19 protein-coding genes are annotated in these 22,758 nt (G+C 37.5%); 15 read left to right on the top strand and 4 right to left on the bottom strand.

Features of this window, described 5'->3' with window-relative positions; genetic code table 11:
• Window positions 1–27 precede the first annotated feature (27 nt).
• Both BK580_RS18820 and BK580_RS18815 read left to right on the top strand, forming a co-directional pair.
• The gene (locus BK580_RS18820; protein ID WP_139364931.1) at window positions 28–273 is read left to right on the top strand and encodes a hypothetical protein; all 246 of its coding nucleotides are present in this window, start codon (window positions 28–30) and stop codon (window positions 271–273) included.
• 151 nt (window positions 274–424) lie between these two features.
• Window positions 425–682, top strand: a complete 258-nt coding sequence (locus tag BK580_RS18815) for a hypothetical protein (RefSeq protein ID WP_139364930.1) — start codon at window positions 425–427, stop codon at window positions 680–682.
• Window positions 683–711: 29 nt separating this feature from the next.
• Here the strand turns inward: BK580_RS18815 and BK580_RS18810 are convergent, their stop codons facing one another.
• Window positions 712–1,623 (bottom strand): nuclease-related domain-containing protein, encoded by a 912-nt coding sequence (locus BK580_RS18810; RefSeq protein ID WP_235864070.1) that lies wholly within the window; start codon window positions 1,621–1,623, stop codon window positions 712–714.
• Between the two features lie 1,284 nt (window positions 1,624–2,907).
• Between BK580_RS18810 and BK580_RS18800 the strand changes: the two genes are divergently transcribed.
• The 10 genes from BK580_RS18800 (at window position 2,908) to BK580_RS18755 (ending at window position 14,458) form a co-directional block, all read left to right on the top strand.
• On the top strand, window positions 2,908–3,099 hold the full coding sequence (locus tag BK580_RS18800) for a hypothetical protein (RefSeq protein WP_078381813.1): 192 nt from the start codon (window positions 2,908–2,910) through the stop codon (window positions 3,097–3,099).
• A gap of 320 nt (window positions 3,100–3,419) precedes the next feature.
• Complete coding sequence (gene glcT / locus BK580_RS18795; protein ID WP_078381812.1) at window positions 3,420–4,250, top strand: glucose PTS transporter transcription antiterminator GlcT; 831 nt, start codon at window positions 3,420–3,422, stop codon at window positions 4,248–4,250.
• Window positions 4,251–4,450: 200 nt separating this feature from the next.
• Window positions 4,451–6,478 carry a glucose-specific PTS transporter subunit IIBC gene (gene ptsG, locus BK580_RS18790; RefSeq protein ID WP_078381811.1) on the top strand — a complete coding sequence of 676 codons (2,028 nt, stop codon included), beginning with the start codon at window positions 4,451–4,453 and terminating at the stop codon, window positions 6,476–6,478.
• A 287-nt stretch (window positions 6,479–6,765) separates the two neighbouring features.
• On the top strand, window positions 6,766–7,944 hold the full coding sequence (locus BK580_RS18785; protein ID WP_078381810.1) for a GntR family transcriptional regulator: 1,179 nt from the start codon (window positions 6,766–6,768) through the stop codon (window positions 7,942–7,944).
• A gap of 245 nt (window positions 7,945–8,189) precedes the next feature.
• The gene (locus tag BK580_RS18780) at window positions 8,190–9,479 is read left to right on the top strand and encodes an ABC transporter substrate-binding protein (protein ID WP_078381809.1); all 1,290 of its coding nucleotides are present in this window, start codon (window positions 8,190–8,192) and stop codon (window positions 9,477–9,479) included.
• A 120-nt stretch (window positions 9,480–9,599) separates the two neighbouring features.
• Entirely contained in the window at window positions 9,600–10,505 is a 906-nt protein-coding gene (locus BK580_RS18775; protein WP_078382830.1) for a carbohydrate ABC transporter permease, read from the top strand.
• Window positions 10,506–10,518: 13 nt separating this feature from the next.
• Window positions 10,519–11,352, top strand: a complete 834-nt coding sequence (locus tag BK580_RS18770; RefSeq protein ID WP_078381808.1) for a carbohydrate ABC transporter permease — start codon at window positions 10,519–10,521, stop codon at window positions 11,350–11,352.
• 35 nt (window positions 11,353–11,387) lie between these two features.
• Window positions 11,388–12,266 (top strand): sugar phosphate isomerase/epimerase family protein, encoded by an 879-nt coding sequence (locus BK580_RS18765; protein WP_078381807.1) that lies wholly within the window; start codon window positions 11,388–11,390, stop codon window positions 12,264–12,266.
• Between the two features lie 26 nt (window positions 12,267–12,292).
• Window positions 12,293–13,402, top strand: a complete 1,110-nt coding sequence (locus tag BK580_RS18760) for a Gfo/Idh/MocA family protein (protein WP_078381806.1) — start codon at window positions 12,293–12,295, stop codon at window positions 13,400–13,402.
• Between the two features lie 78 nt (window positions 13,403–13,480).
• The gene (locus BK580_RS18755; protein WP_078381805.1) at window positions 13,481–14,458 is read left to right on the top strand and encodes a Gfo/Idh/MocA family protein; all 978 of its coding nucleotides are present in this window, start codon (window positions 13,481–13,483) and stop codon (window positions 14,456–14,458) included.
• Window positions 14,459–14,624: 166 nt separating this feature from the next.
• Here the strand turns inward: BK580_RS18755 and BK580_RS18750 are convergent, their stop codons facing one another.
• Both BK580_RS18750 and BK580_RS24125 read right to left on the bottom strand, forming a co-directional pair.
• Entirely contained in the window at window positions 14,625–15,425 is an 801-nt protein-coding gene (locus BK580_RS18750; RefSeq protein ID WP_078381804.1) for an alpha/beta hydrolase family protein, read from the bottom strand.
• A gap of 79 nt (window positions 15,426–15,504) precedes the next feature.
• A complete protein-coding gene (locus tag BK580_RS24125) occupies window positions 15,505–17,256 on the bottom strand; it encodes an ABC transporter ATP-binding protein (RefSeq protein WP_078381803.1) in 1,752 nt (583 codons plus the stop codon).
• 133 nt (window positions 17,257–17,389) lie between these two features.
• Between BK580_RS24125 and BK580_RS18740 the strand changes: the two genes are divergently transcribed.
• From BK580_RS18740 to BK580_RS18730, 3 genes are read left to right on the top strand one after another with little or no spacing between them, the layout of a single operon-like run.
• Window positions 17,390–18,850 carry an ABC transporter permease gene (locus BK580_RS18740; RefSeq protein WP_078381802.1) on the top strand — a complete coding sequence of 487 codons (1,461 nt, stop codon included), beginning with the start codon at window positions 17,390–17,392 and terminating at the stop codon, window positions 18,848–18,850.
• Window positions 18,851–18,863: 13 nt separating this feature from the next.
• The gene (locus tag BK580_RS18735) at window positions 18,864–20,375 is read left to right on the top strand and encodes an ABC transporter permease (protein WP_139364929.1); all 1,512 of its coding nucleotides are present in this window, start codon (window positions 18,864–18,866) and stop codon (window positions 20,373–20,375) included.
• A 45-nt stretch (window positions 20,376–20,420) separates the two neighbouring features.
• Entirely contained in the window at window positions 20,421–22,241 is a 1,821-nt protein-coding gene (locus tag BK580_RS18730) for an ABC transporter substrate-binding protein (RefSeq protein ID WP_078381801.1), read from the top strand.
• Between the two features lie 51 nt (window positions 22,242–22,292).
• Here the strand turns inward: BK580_RS18730 and BK580_RS18725 are convergent, their stop codons facing one another.
• A complete protein-coding gene (locus BK580_RS18725) occupies window positions 22,293–22,577 on the bottom strand; it encodes a DUF5316 domain-containing protein (protein ID WP_078381800.1) in 285 nt (94 codons plus the stop codon).
• Window positions 22,578–22,758: the final 181 nt, after the last annotated feature.

Raw genomic sequence — 22,758 nt, 5'->3', positions numbered from 1 at the left:
GAAGCTGAAAAGGGTGATCGCAAAAGCGTGATAGAGGTAATAGAATTGCATCTAGCCGAAAACGGTGATCGCAAAAGCAGGATAGAGGTAATAGAAAAGCCCGAAGCTGAAAAGGGTGATCGCAAAAGCGAGATAGAGGTAATAGAATTGCATCTAGCCGAAAACGGTGATCGCAAAAGCAGGATAGAGGTAATAGAAAAGCCCGAAGCCGAAAAGGGTGATCGCAAAAGCAGGATAGAGGTAATAGAAAAGCCCGAAGCCAAAAAAGGGTGATCGCAAAAGCAGGATAGAGGTAATAGAAAAGCCCGAAGCTGAAAAGGGTGATCGCAAAAGCGTGATAGAGGTAATAGAAAAGCCCGAAGCCAAAAACGGTGATCGCAAAAAAGCAGGATAGAGGTAATAGAAAAGCCCGAAGCCGAAAAGGGTGATCGCAAAAGCCGTGATAGAGGTAATAGAATTGCATCTAGCCGAAAACGGTGATTGCAAAAGCAGGATAGAGGTAATAGAAAAGCCCGAAGCCAAAAACGGTGATCGCAAAAGCAGGATAGAGGTAATAGAAAAGCCCGAAGCTGAAAAGGGTGATCGCAAAAGCGTGATAGAGGTAATAGAAAAGCCCGAAGCCGAAAAAAGTGCTCTCAAAAAAGAAAGAAGCCTCCGGATAAAGTGGAGGCCAAGTGTCTAATAGTATGAATGAAATTTGAGCCTAAAAAATTACTCGTGATTCACAAAATAAGAAGCTTTACTGTACCCCACTAACTTGAATTTTTTTTTGAGAGTTTTACGAATGGTACTTTTGGATTTAATAATTTTACACCAGTCATAGATTAGGCTTGTAGTAATTTTTTTATCAGGAAACAAAGTTTGGAGTTCTTCTATAGCTCTTAATACAGCAGTAGGGTATCTTTCTTTTTCACCACAACTATTACAAACTAAAATGGGTTTAAAAGTAGTATACATCGAGTGACAAAGTGGACAAATCAGACCTTTTTCTAATTCATCATATTGATATTCAGGTAATCGATTGTAAGGTGTTTCGTCTTTATGAATAGATAGTAATTCCTTCGCTAATTTCTTGTGTGAATCTTTTAATTTAGAGTGCTTGTTTTTCAGCTTCTCCATAAAGCGTGTAAGTTGTGTCGGAAAAACAATCGGTAGATTTAGAGGTGCTTGATAAAGGTGAAATTTAGGGTTTACGAAGATAAGATAAGATTCAATAGTGTGATTAAATCTTTTTTTTACTAGTAATTGTCTTAATAAGGATTCCGTTCTTTTTAATTGAAGTAAGGGGTTCTTGATTTCTTTTCCTGTCAATGCATACCATCTGTCAGCTTCGATGTAAAAATCGCCTTCATAATTCTTCACTTCGAAATGGTAAATTTTATCTGAGTAAAATAATAATGTATCAATTTGAAAGACCGTACCGTTATATTCCAGTAATAAATCGTTTAGAATGAGATGTGCATTGGTGAGGGTTTCTAACCATTTGTCAAATAATCTTTCACCATCGTAGCCTTTTTTGAGGTACATGTAGTTGCTTTGTTCGTTTATTTTTAAATTCATACGAATATTTAGGGATCTCAGCACCTTTAATTCGAATGATTCGAGGCGAGGTTTTAACGTCACAACGTGTCTCCTTTATTCTTTATAAGTATCTTAACTGTTTCATTTTGCTAAATTAAACGCGAAACGAAGTGCTATTATACAGGTAGGTTTTAGCGGTTTCCATGTGAAGAGGTAAATACAATTTAGATTGCTGAGGATATACACCCGAAGTGAAAATCCAGTCCCAAGAACTTCCACTGGAGTGTCGACCGATGGTGCCATGTAATAAAGCTCAGGTTTAACGAGGTTAGTAGGTAATCCAGCTATAGAAAAATATTCTTTAGTTTTTAGTAATTGAACAACAACATGCTTATTCTTACATTCAGTGATTTCAAACAAGCCATCTTGAATGGAGGAGTAGTTATTTAATATGTTTTCCTCCTCATCCAATGCCTGCAGGTAATTCCAATTTTGTGTAATATATTCGGCCAATGTTTTTGGTAAAGAAAATTTATTAACTTCTCACATAGTAGCAACTCAGATTTGTAGGCTGTTATAAATAGATCAATGAAATGGAGTAGTGATACAGTTTGCTGCTTTTCAAACCAGGTTGCGAATGTGGTTAGTTGATAGAGGAACTCATCTACTTCCTTTTCATGAGCTGAGAGGTAAATGATATGAGGGCAATAGGTGGAAATAAATTCATCCCAGAAGCTGGTTTGACATTCATTCCAAGAGTGTATTTGATCTACTTCATGCTTTGCGCACAGATAGTAAGAAAAGGATTCGAGGAAGTTGTAAGTGTTATCATCGTTTGTAACATCTTTTACGTAATGTATTAGTTCTTTTCTGTAAAAATGGAGATATCCTCGTATGGGCATATTGAACTTAGAGGCAATTTTGATATTATCAATGTGTTCTTGTTGTATGAAGGGACTTGGGTTTGAATTAATGAAGGTTTTGATTTCAGGAAGAAGATCGCAACATATATTCCGAGGGATTCCGCTGTTACATGGGCATAAAACGAGGACATTCATTATAATTACCAACTCACTTTCTAGTAATTTTTATAACTTAGCAATAGGGGGGATCTTGGAGGAATAGTTAGAGTATATATGAATGGTTGAAATTTGTCACTAATTATCTAAATAATTAAAAAATATAACAGGAAGGAAGTTTTCATAGGATAAAGGGGGATTCTTAATTAGTAAACCTTATTTTCTAATCGGCATTGGTATAAATCTATCCAAGAACATCACACATCGTGTAAGAACTAGCACGTTGCCCCCTATTATTCTTCACCATTGACAAAAATCATGTATACTAGGAAGACTACTTATTGTATTTGAAAGGAGTTATCATCCATTGAAGTTTATGAAGTCTCAAATGAAACAGCTTATAAAAGATAATAATGAACTGCAACAACGCCTTAGAGAGCTGATGGAACAACACGGCCTTGAAAAGAACTTTGCACTTAAGGCGCTATACCATTCCGAAGTTGCAGAAGGCGGAAAATATCAATTAGATTACCAGGCACTTGACGCACCGAAAGATTAAGTGAAATCAAATTCAATCTATTCCACTAACATTTTTAGATGGTTCCAATACTTCTATTAGAATAACCTCACTCATCCAAATAGAAGAGTGGGGTTATTCCTATTGCCTTATTGTCGTACAATTCCCCAAGGGCGACTTTGTTCTTGCTCCTTACCCACTTATAAAGAAGAGAGCCCTTATTGTTTAGTGAAGATTTTCTACATGTAAAATGCTTCATATTTTACTTTCGGTGTATGGAGTATCCGTCTTGTAAACTTGACTCTATTTCTATCCTAGCGTACTTTAATATATATTGCAGTTTTTAGCACGGAGGAATGCCCATGCAAGTCAAAAAAGTACTAAACAACAATGTTCTTATCGCCGAACATCCAGAATACGATGAAGTTATTCTTACGGGTAAAGGAATCGGCTTTGGGAAGAAAGCGGGAGAGGATGTAACAGTCGATCGCGCGGAGAAGTTTTTTGTGTTAAAAGACCAAGGTGAACAACAGCAATATAAGCAGCTACTTAACTATGTAGACGAGTCGTTTATTGGTCTTATGAATGAGTGTATTGAGCGAATTGAGCGGCGGTTTCAGGTTCGGTTGAATGAGCATATTCATGTCGGACTGACAGACCATCTTTATTTTGCTGTGAAGCGGATTCAACAGGGGCTTGATATTAAAAATCCTTTTCTGACGGAAACGGAGCTCGCCTATCCAAAGGAGTACGCAGTTGCACTGGAGATTGTGGAGTGGTTGAATGGGCAGCTTAATCTCGCTATTCCTGAGGGGGAAATTGGCTTTATTACGCTACATATTCATAGTGCGTTGACGAATCGTGATTTGTCGGAGGTTAACCGGCATACGCAGTTGATTAGTGAGATGGTGGAAGTGATTGAATCTTATTTGAAAATTTCAATTGATCGTTCGGATGTGAATTATTTACGTTTGATTCGGCATTTTCATGCTTCCATTGAGAGAGTTAAGACTGGACAAAATAAACCGGAAAATCAAGAAATTCTTGCAAAAGTATTGCAGACTGAATATCCAGTGTGCTACAATCTAGCTTGGAAATTGATTAAAATAATGCAGCAGAAATTACATAAGTCTGTCCCAGATGCTGAGGCCGTGTATTTGACCTTACATTTGCAAAGGCTTTCAAAACAATAGAATATTCACGACACTTTTTTCACGTGTTACTGGTGATGCAGGCATGAGAGGAAGAAAGATGGTCACGCAATGGAAGGTAGATATACATACATCTACTTTTACTTTGTGTACCCTTTCTTGATTCTCATGTCTTTTTTGTTGTTTTTGATAGATTGAGAGCGTTTCTGACATGCATGTACAATATTTAGGAGGAAAAAGCTATGTTTAAGAAATCTTTTGGGGTCTTGCAGCGTATCGGACGCGCGTTAATGCTTCCAGTTGCATTATTGCCAGCTGCAGGTATTTTGCTTGCTTTTGGTAATGCGATGCAAAATCCGAACCTTGTAAGCCGTCTTTCATTTTTAGAGGCAGATTGGATTATTTTACTTGCTCAGATTATGGAGCAAGCAGGAAGTATTGTCTTCTCGAATCTACCGCTTCTCTTTGCGGTGGGGGTAGCGATTGGACTTGCAGGCGGTGATGGTGTTGCCGGACTTGCAGCGATGATTGGTTATTTAATTATGAATGTCACGATGAGTGTTATTAGTGGGGTGACGGCAGAACAGGTCGCAACTGATCCGGCTCTTGCCAATGTACTTGGAATTCCGACCCTACAAACCGGGGTGTTTGGTGGTATTATAGCCGGAGTTCTCGGAGCTTATATGTATAATAAATTCTACAATATTGAGCTTCCATCTTATCTTGGTTTCTTTGCAGGAAAGCGTTTTGTACCGATCGTTACAGCTGCTTCTGCACTTGTTTTAGGAATAATTATGAACTTTATTTGGCCTTTTGCACAAGAAGGATTAAATACGTTCTCCTACTTCATGACAGAATCTAACCGCACTTTAGCGGCATTTATTTTCGGTGTCATTGAACGTGGATTAATTCCATTTGGCTTACATCATATTTTCTATTCGCCGTTCTGGTTTGAATTTGGCTCTTATACGAACGCAGCAGGCCAAATTGTTCGTGGGGATCAAACGATTTTCATGGCACAAGTAAGAGATGGAGTAGAGTTGACAGCAGGTACGTTCATGACTGGTAAATTCCCATTCATGATGTTCGGTCTACCAGCAGCAGCTTTAGCAATCTATCATTGTGCACGCCCTGAACAAAAGAAGTATGTAGCAGGAATTATGGGTTCTGCGGCTTTAACATCCTTCTTAACAGGTATCACAGAACCACTTGAATTCAGTTTCTTATTTGTAGCACCGGTGCTTTTTGGAATTCACGCATTGTTTGCTGGATTATCTTTTATGGTGATGCATATTTTAAATGTAAAAATCGGGATGACATTCTCGGGTGGTGTCATTGACTATATCTTATTCGGTATCTTACCAAATCAGACGGCTTGGTGGTTAGTCATTCCAGTAGGTCTGGCATTCTCGGTAATCTATTACTTTGGTTTCCGCTTTGCGATTAAGAAGTTCAATCTAATGACACCTGGTCGTGAGGAAAAAGTGGAAGAAGAAGCAAATGGTACGAGCTCTGCGGCAACGGATCTTCCATATGGCGTGTTGCAAGCACTTGGAGGAAAAGAAAATTTAGCTGATTTAGATGCTTGTATCACTCGTCTTCGTGTCAGTGTGCGCGATGTAGAGAAGGTAGATAAAGAGCAATTGAAAAAGCTTGGTGCTTCAGGAGTAATGCAGATTGATAAAAACATCCAAGCAATCTTTGGACCACGTTCTGAAATAATTAAAGGGCAAATCCAAGATATTCTTAGTGGGAAAACACCAGTAAACAGTGAAGTAGCAGCAACGAAGGAATCTGTAGCTGTTTCATCGACTGGATTTGAAGTTGCAATGCCAATGACTGGTAAACTCTTACCAATCAGTGAAGTACCAGACAAAATCTTCTCCCAAAAAATGATGGGCGACGGCTTTGCAATCGAGCCAACAGACGGAACAGTCGTATCACCCGTCGATGGTAAAATTGTCAACTTGTTCCCAACAAAACATGCAATCGGAATTGAAACTCCAGAAGGCAGGGAAGTTCTGGTACATGTTGGGATTGATACGGTTAACTTAAAAGGAAAAGGTTTCGAGAGCTTAATTGAGCAAGGAGACACAGTTAAGCAAGGCCAGCCACTATTAAAAGTAGACCTAAGAATCATTCAAGAAGAAGCAACATCCACCATTACACCAATCATCTTTACCAATCTAGCTACTAGGGAAGTGGTTGAGATTAAGGATGGAACGGTTAGATTTGGAGAGACCGGTCGTATTGAGGTAGTGAAGAAGTAAGAGTTAAATAATGGTCCACATTGGACATAGGAAAACGCTTGGGGATGACCAAGCGTTTTTTTTGATCTATAAAAAGTAGTATAGTAAGAATGCTATCTGGATCCTGAAAACACCATAAATCAATAAAAAGGACTTGTTTATAGATATTATTGTGTGTTATTTACTACATATGCATATTTATAATCAAAAGAATATAGATCTTTTATCCGTTTTGTTGTATTAAATGAATGTAGATGTTATGTTAGTTATAATAAGTATAACAACTAACTAAAAGGTGATAAGATGCTATGAATACTCCTCTATATGAAAAAATATATAATTATATGCTTGAACAGATTAAAGAAGGACTTTTAAAGCGCGGTGATCGAGTTCCATCTGAAAAAGAGTTGGCTGAAGATTTTAATGTCAGTAGAATTACTTCCAAAAAAGCGCTAGATTTACTTGCACAAAACAATTTTATTGAGCGGATAAGAGGGAAGGGGTCTTTCGTTTCTAAGGAGCATCCAACAGTAAATCAAGCGGATCTTTCTAAGTTCGATAATGCCTCAGATAGTAAATTAATTGCTCTAATTATTCCTGGGTTTTCAGATGCCTTCGGAACAAACCTTGTTATGGCAATCGAGGAAGAGTGTTTGCAAAATAATTGTCATTTAATAATCCGTCGCACACATGGAGAGATTAAAGAAGAAGAGAATGCGATAAAAAGTCTAGTAAACTACGGAGTAGATGGACTGATTATTTTTCCGGTTAATGGTGAGCACTATAATGTAGAACTCTTAAAGTTAGTATTAAATAATTTTCCTCTAGTCTTAATTGATCGATATTTGAAAGGTATACCAGCAAGTTCAATTTGCACGGATAATCAAACGGCAAGCGAAATGTTAACTGATTATTTGTTCTCTTTAGGACATAGAGATATTGCATTCTTATCCTCTTCACCCACTGGAACATCTACAATTGAAGAGAGATTAAAAGGGTTTAACCTTTCATATTCAAAGAAGGGGTTAATTTTAAATCCGAAATTCCATCTCAATCATCTTTATTCCAACTTACCGCAAGATTACTCTAAGGATGAAACTGAAAACAATAAAGATTATCAAGCAATTAAACGGTTTATCTATGAAAATCCTACTGTTACCGGCTTTAATGTTTGTGAATATGATTTGGCCCTCATACTTGAAAAGGTTATAACTGACTTAGGAAAAAAAGTTCCTGAAGATTATTCAATAGTATGTTTCGACTCACCCGAAAATTGTTTGAATCAAGCTACATTTACACATATACGTCAACACGAACGTGAAATGGGAAGTGTAGCAGTTAATTTTTTAATGAAGCACATAAAAGGTGAAAAAATCCCGAAGTACACGGCCATTGGATTCTCTTTAATAGAGGGGAAGTCTACAATGGTACAAAATTCGATTTGTGTTAATCGTGAAAAAAGTAAAACAGCCCTTAATGATAAATAAGGGCTGTTTTTTATTTTATTAAAAATTCAGAAAAATAAAAAAACCATGTTGACATATATTATTTACGTTGGTAATCTATTAACATACCATTAATAATAACAAGTTATGGTTAGTATAACATATTTGTTTTTGTTCTATTTTTTTCTTTTAGAATGAAAGCGCTTTATTAATGGGTCATCATGAAGTTACATAATAACAAACGGAAAGTTAAACCAGCATTTAATAAAAATGGCAGGGGGATTAAAATGAGTCAACTTAAAAAGAGGATTGGATTGTTATCATTTGCATTCGTTTTCACTGTATCCATGTTTCTCACTGGATGTTCTTCTGATTCGAGCTCATCGGAAGGTCAAACTACTGTTACTTTTTGGCATTCTTTGACAGATTCTACAGAGGAAGCTGCTAATGCCGTCATTAAAGCCTTTGAAGAACAAAATCCCGAAATTAAAATAAAAGCCGTTTATACTGCTAATCAGGGAGAAGGACAAAATGAAAAACTACTGACCGCTATTTCAGGAGGCAACCCGCCAGATGTTGCTTATTTTGACCGTTTTGAGATTGGAGCTTGGGCTGCACAAGGTTCGTTATTGAACTTAACAGATTTAGCGGAGGCAAGCGGAGTTGTTAAGGAGTCCTATTATCCGTTTGCTTGGGATGAAGCGAGTTATGAGGGTAATTTATACGGGGTACCAATATCCACTGATTCACGTCTTGTTTATTTTAATAAAGATCATTTCGAAGAAGTAGGGCTGGATACTGACAACCTACCAAAAACAATAGCTGAATTAGAAGCCGCATCAGAAAAGTTAACTATCAAAGACGGTAAGAGGTTCCAGAGAATTGGCTTTATTCCTTGGTTTGGCCAAGGCTGGTTATACGGCTGGGGATGGGCATTTGGAGGAGAGTTCTTTGATCCTGAAACAAATACTGTTACAGCAAACGATCCAAAGGTCATAGATGCACTACAATGGATGACGGATTTTGCGAAAAAATATAATGTTGAGGACATTGCTGGATTTACTGATTCGCAAGGTACAGGCGCTATGGACCCTTTCTTAACGGGGCAACTTAGTATGAAAGTGAGTGGTCCTTGGGAAGTTTCCGCTATTAAGAAATTTAATCCGGATTTAAATTATGGTGTTTTCCCAATGCCAACACCGACTGGTGAGAATCATACAACATGGTCAGGTGGTTGGTCAGTTGTAATACCTAAAGGGGCAAAAAATGAAGAAGCTGCATGGGAATTTATGAAGTTCTATGGCGGTGAAGAAGGCCAAAAAATATTTAGTGAAATTGCTAGAGACTTTTCAGTTATAGATTCTGTAAATGAAGAACTGGGTTATAAAGAAGACCCCATCTTAAAAGAATTTGTTGAAATATTACCTGTTTCTAACCATAGACCTGTTATGACACAAGGGTCATTATATTGGAACGAACTAGCAAGTGCCGTAGAAAATGCTACTCGAGGAAATGGTACACCAGAAGAACTTCTAAACAAGGTCAATGAAAAAGTGAATAAAGAGCTTAATAAGTAAAAATTGCGGGAGGGGTTTTTACTCTCCCTATTTTTCTAGAGTAAGGGGAGGATTAAAGTGGAAGGGAATGCACAAAAAGTAGATCCAATAAAGTCTTTTGAAACAGGGCAAGGAAGTCAATTGCATTATGCCCCCAAGAAAAAGTTACCTAATTGGGGGAAATACAAACACGGACTATTATTTGCTTCACCATGGATTATCGGTTTGGTTATTTTTTATGCTATACCGTTATTCTCTTCCATCTATTTTAGTTTTACTTCATACAGTATCCTTCAGCCAGGAGAATTTATCGGATTACAAAATTATAAGGACTTATTACATGATACATTATTTTGGAAATCAGTGTATAACACAGTTTACTTTGCTGTTTATTTTGTACCATTGAGTATTATTTTTGGTGTTGCGCTTGCAATGATGTTGAACATGAAAGTGAAAGGGATGGCGGTTTACAGAACGATTTTTTTCTTACCAACACTTGTTCCACATGTAGCTCTTGCTGTTTTGTGGATGTGGCTATTGAATCCAGGGTTTGGTCTAGTCAACGGATTTTTGAACACAATTGGGATTGAAGGTCCAGCTTGGCTCGGAAGTGTGACATGGTCAAAGCCTTCTCTTATTATAATGTCATTATGGGGAATTGGTCAGGCGGTTATTATTTATCTTGCTGGTCTTAGTGATATACCAGAGGACTATTATGACGCTGCAGAAGTGGATGGAGCAAATTGGTTTCAAAAGACATTACATATCACGCTCCCTCTATTAACACCAGTAATCTTTTTTAATCTCGTAATGGGTATTATCGGTGCTTTCCAACAATTTACTTTACCTTATACATTAACACAAGGACAGGGAACACCAGCTAATTCCTTAACCTTCTATGTAATGTATTTGTATGACAATGGATTTAAGTTCTTTAAGATGGGTTATGCCTCTGCTATGGCTTGGATTTTGTTTGTGATTATTATGGGACTAACTGCATTCGTATTTATTACATCTAAGCGTTGGGTCCATTATCAAGGGAAATAAGGAGGGTAAAACCATGGATGGCACGATGAAAAAGAAGGTATCCCGATATTCAGCTCATATTGTTTTAATTGTTGCCTCATTTTTTTTTATAATCCCATTTATTTGGATGGTATCGACATCATTAAAGCCGATGACGCAAATTTTCACATTTCCACCAGAATGGGTTCCAAAACCGGTAATGTGGAGCAATTACCTTGATGCAATGACTTATATACCCTTTTTTACTTATTTAAAAAATACAATTATCATTACTATTTTTAGTACCTTGGGAGCTGTCATTTCATGTCCACTTGTTGCATATAGCTTCGCAAAGCTAAAATGGCCCGGCAGAAATATTCTATTTATCATTACCATTGGAGTGATGATGATTCCTGGCCAAGTAACCATGATCCCGTTATTTTTGTTGTTTGAAAAATTAGGAATGGTTGGAACAGCATATCCATTGATTATACCAGCTTTTTTTGGAGTACCCTTTTACATCTTTTTACTAAGACAATTTTTTATGGGGTTACCTGATAGTTTAAGAGAGGCTGCAAAAATTGATGGAGCTGGAGAGTTTAGAATTTATTGGCAAATTATGCTACCTCTAGCAAAACCGGCTGTTCTAGCGGTTGGATTGTTTCAATTTATGGCAAGCTGGACAGATTTTATTGGACCGTTATTATATTTAACCGATTCTGTTCAATATACAATATCACTAGGTTTACAACAATTTCAAAGTCAAAAAGGCTCTGAATGGGGTCTTATGATGGCAGTCTCAACAATGATGACAATTCCGGTTATTATTCTATTTTTCTTTTTACAAAAAACATTTATTAGAGGTATTACATTCAGTGGAATTAAATAAATTGATAGATACCTATTCTGAAGGAGGTTTTTAAGATGGTCAAAAAAATAGGGATGAGAATACCGCCGAATATTGGTGCCGAGGGAATAGAATCTGTGGCAAATTGGGCTTCTAGTATTAGTTTAGATGTACTAGATGTGCCCTTTTATAACGAAGAGGTGAAAACTGTTTTAGAAAAAGCGGGACTTGAAGTCGGATCGATAGATGGAATAGGGGCGGTGGGGCATACAAAGCTGCTCAGTATTGATGAAAAGAGTAGAGCAGAGGCAGTAGATGCCATAAAAAATCAAATAACGGAAGTCTCACAACTTGGTGGCAAAGTGATATTTATGTGTCTAGTTCCTGAAGATATTACAATGTCTCGTAAGGAAGCTTTTGATATTTGGAAAGATACATTTCCTAATATTGTAAAGCATGCCGAGAATCAGAATATTTATATCGCACTTGAAGGCTGGCCCGGCCCTGCACCTTATTATCCTACCCTAGGCTGTACACCGGAAATGCTCAGAGCGATGTTTCATGTCATTCCATCTAAACATTTCGGAATTAATTATGACCCGTCTCATTTAGTTAGACTAGGTATAGATCATTTAAGATTCTTAACCGAATTTGGAGAAAAAGTAACTTACTGCCACGGAAAAGATACTGAAATTTTACATGATGAATTATATGAATGTGGTGTGATTCCGGCTACATTTGGATCCAAATATGATTTTTCCGAAGGGTCATGGCGTTACACGATTCCAGGACAAGGTGATGTGGACTGGGCAAAAATTGCAGTACGATTAGAAAAGATTGGTTACAATGGTCCCATCAGTATTGAATTAGAAGACCATCGCTATTGGGGTTCTATTGAGGATGAACGTAAGGGAATTGTAAAGGCAAAAGAACATCTTGAAATTTATTTCAAATAATAAAGCGTTATAGGAGGAGAAATTATATGTCTAGACTAGTAAAAGTAGCTATTATCGGTTGTGGCGGTATTGCCAATGGAAAGCATATGCCCAGTTTATCGAAGCTTAAATCAGTGGAACTTGTTGCATTTTGTGATGTACTGATTGAAAGAGCTGAAAAAGCTGCAATAGAATACGGGATTAAGAATGCGAAAGTTTATGAGGATTATAGAGAGCTACTTGAGGATGAGTCAATTGAAGTAGTTCATGTACTGACCCCGAATGATTCCCATGCTGAAATAGCAGTTGCAGCTCTTGATTCAGGGAAACATGTCATGTGTGAAAAACCAATGGCGAAAACTTCAGAGGAAGCTCGTCTTATGATAGAAGCTTCTAAACGTTCTGGTAAAAAACTAACCATTGGGTATAATAATCGCTTTCGTCCAGACAGCCAGTATTTACATAAAGTATGCGAACGTGGTGATCTTGGGGAAGTATATTTTGCTAAAGCTCATGCTATTCGCCGTCGTGCTGTTCCAACTTGGGGTGTATTTCTTGATGAAGAAAAGCAAGGTGGAGGTCCATTAATCGATATTGGTACACATGCCATTGATTTAACTTTGTGGATGATGAACAACTATAAGCCAAAGACTGTTATGGGTTCTACTTATCATAAATTGGGTCAGAAGGAAGATGCGGCTAATGCATGGGGGCCTTGGGATCCGGAGAAGTTTACAGTCGAAGATTCTGCATTTGGATTTATCACGATGGAAAATGGCGCAACCATTGTTTTAGAAGCAAGTTGGGCCCTCAATTCTTTAGATATTGATGAGGCAAAATGTTCCCTAAGTGGAACAGAGGGTGGAGCTGATATGAAAGATGGTCTTAGAATAAACGGTGAAAACTTTGGGAAACTTTACACGACAAAAGTGGATCTTGGTGCAGGAGGCGTAGCATTCTACGATGGAAATTCTGAAACCGATGCTGATTTAGAAGCCCGCCTATGGATAGATAATATACTTCATGACACAGAACCAGTCGTAAGACCAGAACAAGCATATGTTGTCACGCGAATTATAGAAGCTATCTATGAGTCTGCAAAAACGGGTAAAGCAGTTTCTTTTGACGAACAACCTATTTTCGTTCCAAATAAGTAAAGCTTAAGAATCAAAAAAGATTTGCTATGAGACATGGAGACTACAAATTTTTTTAATCTTTTTGAGGGAAGGGATAGAATGAAAATTGTCAAAGTAGGACTTATTGGTACAGGTGGCATTTCTCATTTACATGTTAAACAGTTAAAAGAATTAAAAAGCGTTACAATTGTAGCGGTTGCAGACCCTAATAGAAATAATCGAGATACCTTAATTAATCGTTTTAAGCTTAACGGTGTTGCACAGTTCAATGATCATCATGATATGTTAGAACAAATTCCAATGGATGCGGTGATTATATGTTCTCCGCATACCCTTCATTTTGAACATGTGATGGATGCAATGAGCCATAATTGTCATGTTTTGATTGAAAAACCGATGGCTTGTTCACTAGAAGAAGCGGAGCAACTAATTAAATTTGCAAAAAACGCGAATAGAGTACTTCAAGTATCTTATCAAAGACATTTTGAACCAGCGTTTCTATATATTCGTGAGGCAATCTCGAACAATATTATTGGAAATCTCACCTCAATTACCGCCTGTCTTTATCAAGAATGGAAGCAGCTCTCCGCTGAAACATGGCGCCAAAATCCTGACCTTTCAGGGGGAGGGATGCTCATGGATTCGGGCAGTCATATAATTGATGTACTTCTGTGGACTACAGGATTAAAACCAATGGAAGTAGAGTCAAAACTAGAATTACGTGATTCTCCAGTAGAGATTGATTCTTTTACAACTATTCGTTTTGAGAATAATGTTGTCGCAGGCCTTAATATTGTGGGGAATGCCCCGTGCTGGCATGAAACCTATGTTTTTTGTGGGGAAGATGGAGCTATTTTTTACGATAATGGAAACATAACGGTTCGTAAGATTGGAAACCCTCCGATAAAACCTGAGATTCCTCAGCAAACAATGAATTCGGATAAAAGTTTTATAGATTCGATCTTAGGACATCATGAAGTAATGGTGCCAGGAAATTTCGCAAAAGAAGTAGTTAAGCTAACAGAGTTGATTTATCAGTCGGATGGCTATATACCGAACGTAACCCCTTATAATTAAAATAGTGATGCTGGCTGCCGGTGAAGCTGTTGAGATTAAAGATGGTAAGGTGAGTTTTGGTGTAAAGGGTTGTATTGAGATAGTGTAGAAGTAGCATATAAATGAAATGAAGGTGCCAGACCCCCAACATTGCTATAAAGCGATGTTGGGGGTCTGGCACCTTATTTTATGAGGTCTGCTTATAACTCTCCATCCAATCTATAGTCGTTTGAATTAATTGGTTATAAGTGGAATGAGAGGAATAGGTGTGATCTGCTCCTGAGATGATATGTTTCTTCATCGCTCCCGTTTGTCTGGAATGAAAAGCTAGTTCATATTGTGTAGAATAATGAACACTAATTTCCTCATCTTCATCTCCATGAATCACCAGGACATCGCCGGTGTAATTAAAGCTCCATTTTAAAGGTTCGTATTCTTTTAATGAGAGGAGAAAATCCTTTTTTAGAAGAAAACCTTGGTAATCGAAAGTATCATGATAATCGAGATCAGTTACGCGTTTCTTAATAATATTCATGATATCCAGAAAAGGGTTTCCTACTGCTGACCATAATATTAACTTTTTAACGGATTGCTCTTTAATGGCGGTAAGGAGGGCGACTGCTCCACCCAAACTATGACCGATAAGTGTAAGGTTGGTTGAATCCGTTCTTTCTAATTTTTTCACCAAACTAATGACTTGTTTCGTTTGATGAATCATGTCATGCATTGTATTGTTTCCATATTCCCCTTCGCTTTCGCCACATCCAAGATAGTCAAATCTGACAATTATATAATTCTTTAAAGTTAACTCTTTAGAAGCTTTCACGAACAGTCGGTTGACTCCCACCTTCGATCCAATGAAGCCATGGCAAATTATGATGACAGGAAATAATGCATTCTTCATGTCATTATCGAAGTAAGATGTTGGATATTCAATGGATACAGAAAGATTTATCCCTTGCCAATCAATAGCTAAAGTGCTTTTCATTCTGTCCCTCCTAAAAGAATCTAATTAAAAAGGGCTCTAAACCATTCTTCCTACATGGTTTAGAGTCGTGGAGAATTATTTACATGACCTCATATTTAGAAGGCATGGCGACCCAATGACCTTTGGTGACCTCCACGAGCTCTGAGTACTGCAGGTTATACTTATCGACCTCGGAGTTCTCTTGAAATAGTACTCTCTTTTTCTGTGATTCTACTTTCGGATCTGGAATAGGTATTGCAGAAAGCAGCGACTTTGTATATTCATGCTGTGGATTGGAATAGAGCTCTTCACTTTCGGCTAGTTCTACAATTTTTCCTCGATACATTACTGCAACTCTATCACTAATATGTTTTACCATGGATAGATCGTGCGCAATAAATAAATAGGTTAGACCCAGTTTTTGCTGAAGATCATCTAGTAAGCTAACAATTTGCGATTGAATAGATACATCTAGTGCAGAAAGCGGTTCATCACAAACAATAAAGCTTGGCTCTACTGCAAGGGCGCGAGCTATTCCGATACGTTGGCGTTGACCTCCGGAAAACTCATGTGGATATCGTTCTGCATGAAAAGCATCCAGTCCCACCATCTCGAGAAGTTCTTCGACTTTTTTCTTTCTTTCCTGATTGCTTCTTGCCATCCCGTGTAAATCTAGAGCATGACCGATGATATCCACCACTTTATTACGTGGATTGAGAGAAGAGTAGGGGTCTTGAAAAATCATCTGCATGTGACGGCGCATAATTTTCAGTTCTGTCTTTGTTAATCGGTTAATTGGTATTCCTTTGTAGAGGACTTCACCATCTGTAGGTTCATGTAGTCGTAGTAGCGCGCGACCTGTCGTGGATTTCCCTGAACCAGATTCTCCAACAAGACCTAATGTTTCTCCAGGATTAATGTGAAAGCTGATGTTATCAACAGCCTTTAATATCTTTCCTTTTCCTAATGGAAAGTGTTGCTTTAAAGAAGTGACCTGTAATAGTGGCTCTGTTACATCAGCACCTCTGAGAATCAGGGGAGTTCTTTTTTTCTTCTTCGTTTCGTCAAGCCGCGGCAGAGCGTTTAATAGTTTCTTCGTATAGGGATGCTGAGGGCTTTCGAATATCGCTTCCGTTGTTCCTGTTTCCACTATTTCCCCTTTTTTCATGACGGCCACTCGATCGCACATTCTAGCTACTACTCCAAAATCATGTGTGATCAATATAATGGCAGTGCCGAATTTCTCCTGCATTTCTTTCATAAGGTTCAGGATTTGTGCTTGGATGGTTACATCTAATGCCGTGGTCGGTTCATCAGCAATAAGTAGACTAGGTCTACAAGCAAGCGCAATGGCGATCATGACCCTCTGTCTCATTCCGCCAGAAAATTCATGCGGATATTGGCTGTATCTTAATTCACTATTAGGTATCCCCACTAATTGCAGTAATTCCAATGCCTTTTTTTTTGCTTCTTTTTTAGGAAGGTCTTGATGCTTAATCAAGCTTTCTATAATTTGTTTTCCAACCTGCATGGTAGGATTTAAAGAGGACATTGGATCCTGGAATATCATGCTGATATGACGTCCTCTAATAGCTTCCATTTCTTTTTCACTCTTTGAAATAAGATCTTCTGTTTGGTAAGTGATTTCTCCACTTTTCATAAAGGAAGGAGGTGAAGGGAGAAGGCGCATAATTGACCTAGCAGTAACGCTTTTCCCACTTCCTGACTCCCCAACGATTCCTAAGGTTTCGCCTTTCTTTATTTCAAAACTAACCCCTTTAACGGCTTCAAACTCGGTGTCACCGGTTTGAAAGGATATTTTTAAGTCTTTTACCTGTAGCAATGTTTCCATAGCTCTTCCACCTACTAACAATCTGAATTTTTATGTAATAAAGGAATTTTTTATATTGTAATCTGATTTTTTTAAAGTATACTATACCTATCGGAATTATACAATTTAAAATAAGGCAGGTGATACAAAGCAAATGGAGGTAGTAAAGGAAATAAAGAATGGTAAAAATTTTTACCCTCTAGCGATATCTGAAACAATCAATCATCATTACAAAAAAATGCAACATCAAACGACATACAAGTGGCTGCTACTTTTGTTGGGATTGCCTGTCCATCTGATTGTTGCCTTACTCTATTTTTTGAGGGGAAAAACTAATCATTCATTAGAAGTTCAACACCAAGTGCAACGTCAGCTTCTTGAAAATGGTTATAAAGAAAAGCTTAGAGAACGTTTTAAAGAGCAGTTAAGTAGAAAGCATGCCTTTTTCCAACAAGAAGTATCTCACGCTACAACGGAAAAGATAGTGGAAGCATGGTCAGAAGAGTCGTACCGTAAAATCTTGCTCGAACGGACGAACGAACTGCTGGAGCAGCGCGGCAAAAGGAAAACAACCTATGTGGAGTTTTTTTCTTCGCAAATTAATAATCCCTTTTTCTTAGCTGTAACCTTGATTCCTGGTCTACTTATGTATGTGTTGATCTTCTTATACAGCAATGCTTATATGAAATATATTGCAGAGAGATTAGTCATGAGTTTTTTTGTCATTATTGGTGTGGCATTTTTTGTTTTTACGATTATGTATTTATCCCCGTTTAATCCTGCGGCTAACATTTTGGGGGAGGCTGCAACAAGAGAGCAGATTGCATCTTTTAACCAGCTTTATGGCTTGGATCAATCGTATTTTGTACAGCTTTGGAATGCGATTCAAGGAATTGTTACCTTTGATTTAGGGAGATCTTTCACAGGAAATGAAGATGTGGCATCGAGTATTATAAGAAGGTTTCCAGTAACGATGATTCTTGCGGTTATCTCCTTGCTTATGGCTATTATGATTGCGATACCGATTGGAATTATATCCGCAACCAGACCAAATTCTTTTTTCGATTATACATTTATGTTCATTGCATTAATCGGGTTGTCTATTCCAAATTTCTGGCAAGGACTCATTTTCATTCTAAACTTTTCTATTAAATTACAATGGTTACCAGCAACATTCAGTCCACACAATTGGCTATCTATCATAATGCCTGCTGTTGTTTTGGGAACCGCATTGACAGCATCGATCGCGCGAATGACAAGATCTTCAACATTGGAAATTATTAATGAGGATTACATGATAACGGCTAAAGCCAAGGGATTGAATAAACATCAAGTATTGTGGAAGCACGGAGTTGGAAATGCGATGATTCCTATCATCACAGTAATCGGACTGTTGTTTGGAGGGATGCTTGGTGGCGCTGCAGTAACAGAGAAAGTGTTCAATATTAACGGAATAGGAAGTTACATAGTAGATAAACAGTTTATTCCTGATATTCCAAGTGTCATGGGCGGCGTCGTATATATCGCAATCACGATTTCTTTAGTGAATTTATTGATTGATATTTTATATGCGTTTTTTGATCCGCGCATCCGTTCCAAAATGAAACAATATTAAAGCAGGTGTAGCGATGTCTAATAAATTAATAAAAGTTCCAGATTATATGAAAAAGCATTCCTTGCAATTATCCACTGAATATAAACAAGCTGGATTTGCAACGGTTATGTCACTAGTTTTAACTATTATTCTACTATGGAGCAGTGTCGATTTTGGCGAAAAAGTGATAAAGCCCTACCTGTTTTATGGATTTGTCGTCTATGGACTTTTTACGATTATTCAAGGCTTGCTTACCTTAAAAATAAAGTTAGATTTGAATAACATTGGTTATATCCAGGCTTCTACTCGAAAAATAGGTTTCATTCAACTATTAAGCTTGCTGACGGGTAATATCTTTATTTTTAGTGCAGCGGCTCAATTAATAAAAATAAAGAAGACACCAGAGTACATTTACGCGCTCTATATGTTGCTTAATCAGCTCTTTATCATTGCTGTTTCAGCGTTAAATTTATATAAACCATATGTCGCAGATACCTTCCCGTTAGCTATGTTATTGCTGTTGGTTATACTCATCTTTCAAGTTCTTGTTTTATTGTTGATTGCTTTTGATAAAATCGAGAAACAGCCTAAGCTGATGTTTATCTTTTCCATTCTTCTTTTATTAACAGCAATTACAGGAAATATCTTTGCAATATTGATTTCCTATTTATTATTAATAAAACATCGGAACAAAGCAGTAGCGCTTAAAAAAACTGCCTATATAGTTTGGGAGAAAATATCGAAAAATACTACTTCGATGGTGGGTTTGTTCTTTATTACCTTTGCTTTCTCCATTTCTATTTGCAGCTATTATACATTCGATTATAGCTTGGCAGTGGAAAATAATTACGCAGCGATCTTACAATCGCCAAGCCTAGAATATCCGTTAGGAACAGATAATTTTGGTAGGGATTTATTTTCAAGGATTGTATTTGGAGCTAGAATTTCCCTTATAGTAGGAGTGCTTTCAACCATAATCCCATTCGTAATAGGTGGGGTGCTTGGAGCCTTGTCCGGTTATTATGGCAAGCGAACAGACAATATCATTATGAGATTGTTAGATATTCTTTATGCGATACCTGGCATTCTTTTAGCTATTGTTATCATCGCGGCATTTGGGTCTAACACGATTACATTAATTATCGCATTGAGTGTTGGAGCGATCCCAACCTATGCAAGGACAATGCGTGCTAATGTGCTGATGGTGTCCAACTTGGAATATGTAGAATCTGCAAGAGCACTAGGGGCGAGTAATCTGTCCATTATATTTCGAGAGATTGTTCCGAATTCGCTAGCTCCTATGATTGTCAAATCTACGTTAACAGTCGGGGGAGCAGTCATAGCAACGAGTAGTTTAAGTTACTTAGGGCTAGGGATTGAACCACATATCCCTGAATGGGGGAACATCTTAAAGATTGGCAGTACTTATCTAGAATCCCATTCCTATCTAGCGATTTATCCTGGAGTTGCAATTATCGCACTCGTCTTATCCTTTAACTTTTTAGGAGATGGATTAAGAGATGCACTAGATCCAAGAGTAGAATAAAGCTTTAATGCTTTTTTATAAAATAATATTATCTAGGGGGAATACATGTTGAAGAAATCATGGTTGGCACTATTATTAGTAATGGTAGTAATGTTATCGGGCTGCATCAATACGAAATCAAGTGTTAAAGAAGAAGAAAATGAAACTGCTAATGATGGAGTAACAGAGAACGAATCCCAAGTTGAGATAGAAATCCTCGGACAGTCTAGTTCAGAAGATGATATTAATATTGTACGAGATCAGTTGGTCAAAAATGGTTTTAAAGTAAAACTGAACTTGCAGCCAGACTATGGTAGCTTTACTGCACAGAAGGATGCGGGAAATTATGATATTGCGCTTTCTAGCTGGACGACTGTTACAGGAAATCCAGACTATGCCGTTCGCGCACTATTTAAATCTGATGGTGCTAATAGCATTATGAAGGATGAAGAGGTCGATCGCCTCATTGATAAAGCAAGTACAGAAACCCCTGAAGAGTTCGCAAACACTTATAAAGAATTGGAACAGCGTCTTGTTTTTGACAAAGCATTTATTGCCCCGCTTTATAATTCATTTAAAGCACAAGGTGTTAACACAGAGGTGCTAAATATAGATACTGTTCGTCTTGCTAAATCTCGTGCAGTAGCATGGGAAACGATCGATTATAATGATTCTTCAAAGAGAGACACGACTCCTTTAGTAGTTCAGCAAGCGATTGGAACATTGACTTCACTAGATCCAATAAAAGGGAACGATGGATCCATCAATACATTAAATACGAATATGTATGTTCGTCTAGTTAACTTAACAGATGATGATGTCGTTACTTCTGAAGGTTCCCTATCTCTTAACCACAGTATTGCGGAAGGAAATTCAGAGTATTACTTCCTATTAAGAGATGATATCAATTTTGCAAAGGTTACGGATAAAAAAGCAGAAGACACAGGAGAACGTGTAGGTGCGGATGATGTAATCTTCTCCTTAAAACGAGCAAGTGATGCGAATTCTGTACCAGATCATCGCACATATAGTCTACATGAGCATATTCAAGATGCAGAGCTTATTACAGATCTAAGTGTCCTTGATGCAACGAAACAATCAAGTGGCACTGGAACAATTAGAGAAGCACTTGAGCAAGAATTAGATGTGAAAATTAATGAACTTGTTTCTGATAAAAATGATGCAAATAACCAAGATGGAAAGTATCAGGTAGTAAAGGTGACAACGTCTAAACCGTTTCCACAAGTATTAAACTACTTAGCACACCAATCTGCCGGGATTGTATCTAAGAAACAAGTGGAAAGCATCAATACTTATGAAGTGGAATCCTTTGACGCAACAAAAGACATTCCTTATGGAGATCAGAATACGGTAACAGAAGGTGACCAATACAATAATCACTTATATGCTAGTGGTCCTTACATTCTTTCAAGCAAAAATGATTACGAAGCAACATTCCTGAAAAATCCAGCTTATCTGCCTGGCACAGATTTTGAAGCAAAAATATCTACGGTAACTGTCCGTTTCATTCAAGATCCAGATAGTTCGCTTTCTGCATTACGTAATGGCGAAATTCATCTATTCAACGGAGTACCTGAAACGAAATACGATTTAGTGGAAAATGACGAAAAGTTATTCTTACAAAAAAATGAAAGTAATGCTGTCATTTACATGCTGTTCAATACTGCCAACCGTGAAGTATCAGATAGCGAAGATTTAAGAAAAGCTGTATTATATTCCATTAACCAAGACGAATTCTTAAATTTCTACCAAAATAACAAGCTTAAGGCTGTCTCGACAGTTAGTCCGTTGGTGAATACAGGCAATGAACTAATAGCTGATCCTGAGAAGGTGAAGGAATTTTTGAAGAATTATAGAGGAAACTAAAAAGGTGCCTGACCCTCACTGCTATAAAGCGGTAAAGGGTCAGGCATTTTTTTATAGATAATAGAATAATAGCGCTATTCCAAGATTAGGTAACCCAAGTAAAAGAAACATGGTTGTCATGTTTCTGCGATCATGCCTATCTTCTTTTGTTTCGGTGGCAAAATTAGCCCGCATACTATCTCCATTCACTAAAGCACCAGAAGTCAGCATCGATAATCCAATAAATATAGCTGCAAGCCCTCCGCTAATAAGGTATGCCTGATCCATCCCCCATATCACGATAGATAATAGAACACCAATAATGGAAAGAATAATGCCCGCATAAAGAAATTTCAAAGGAACCGACCTCCTAAAGTAACTAATAGTATACATACGTCTTTGCTTGAAAGAAGTTTCATTTTTTTCCAAACGGGGTCAGGCACCAATTAGCAAATATCGCCAAAAATAAACAAATTTCTTAAAAATTAATATCCTCTTCATATTGCATTAACAAACTTACCTTAACATTAATATTGTT

Origin of the sequence: Sutcliffiella halmapala (assembly GCF_002019665.1) — a bacterium.
Classification (GTDB): domain Bacteria; phylum Bacillota; class Bacilli; order Bacillales; family Bacillaceae_I; genus Sutcliffiella_A; species Sutcliffiella_A halmapala.
The sequence above is the reverse complement of the archived record's forward strand: the minus strand, read 5'-3'. Positions and strand labels throughout refer to the sequence as shown.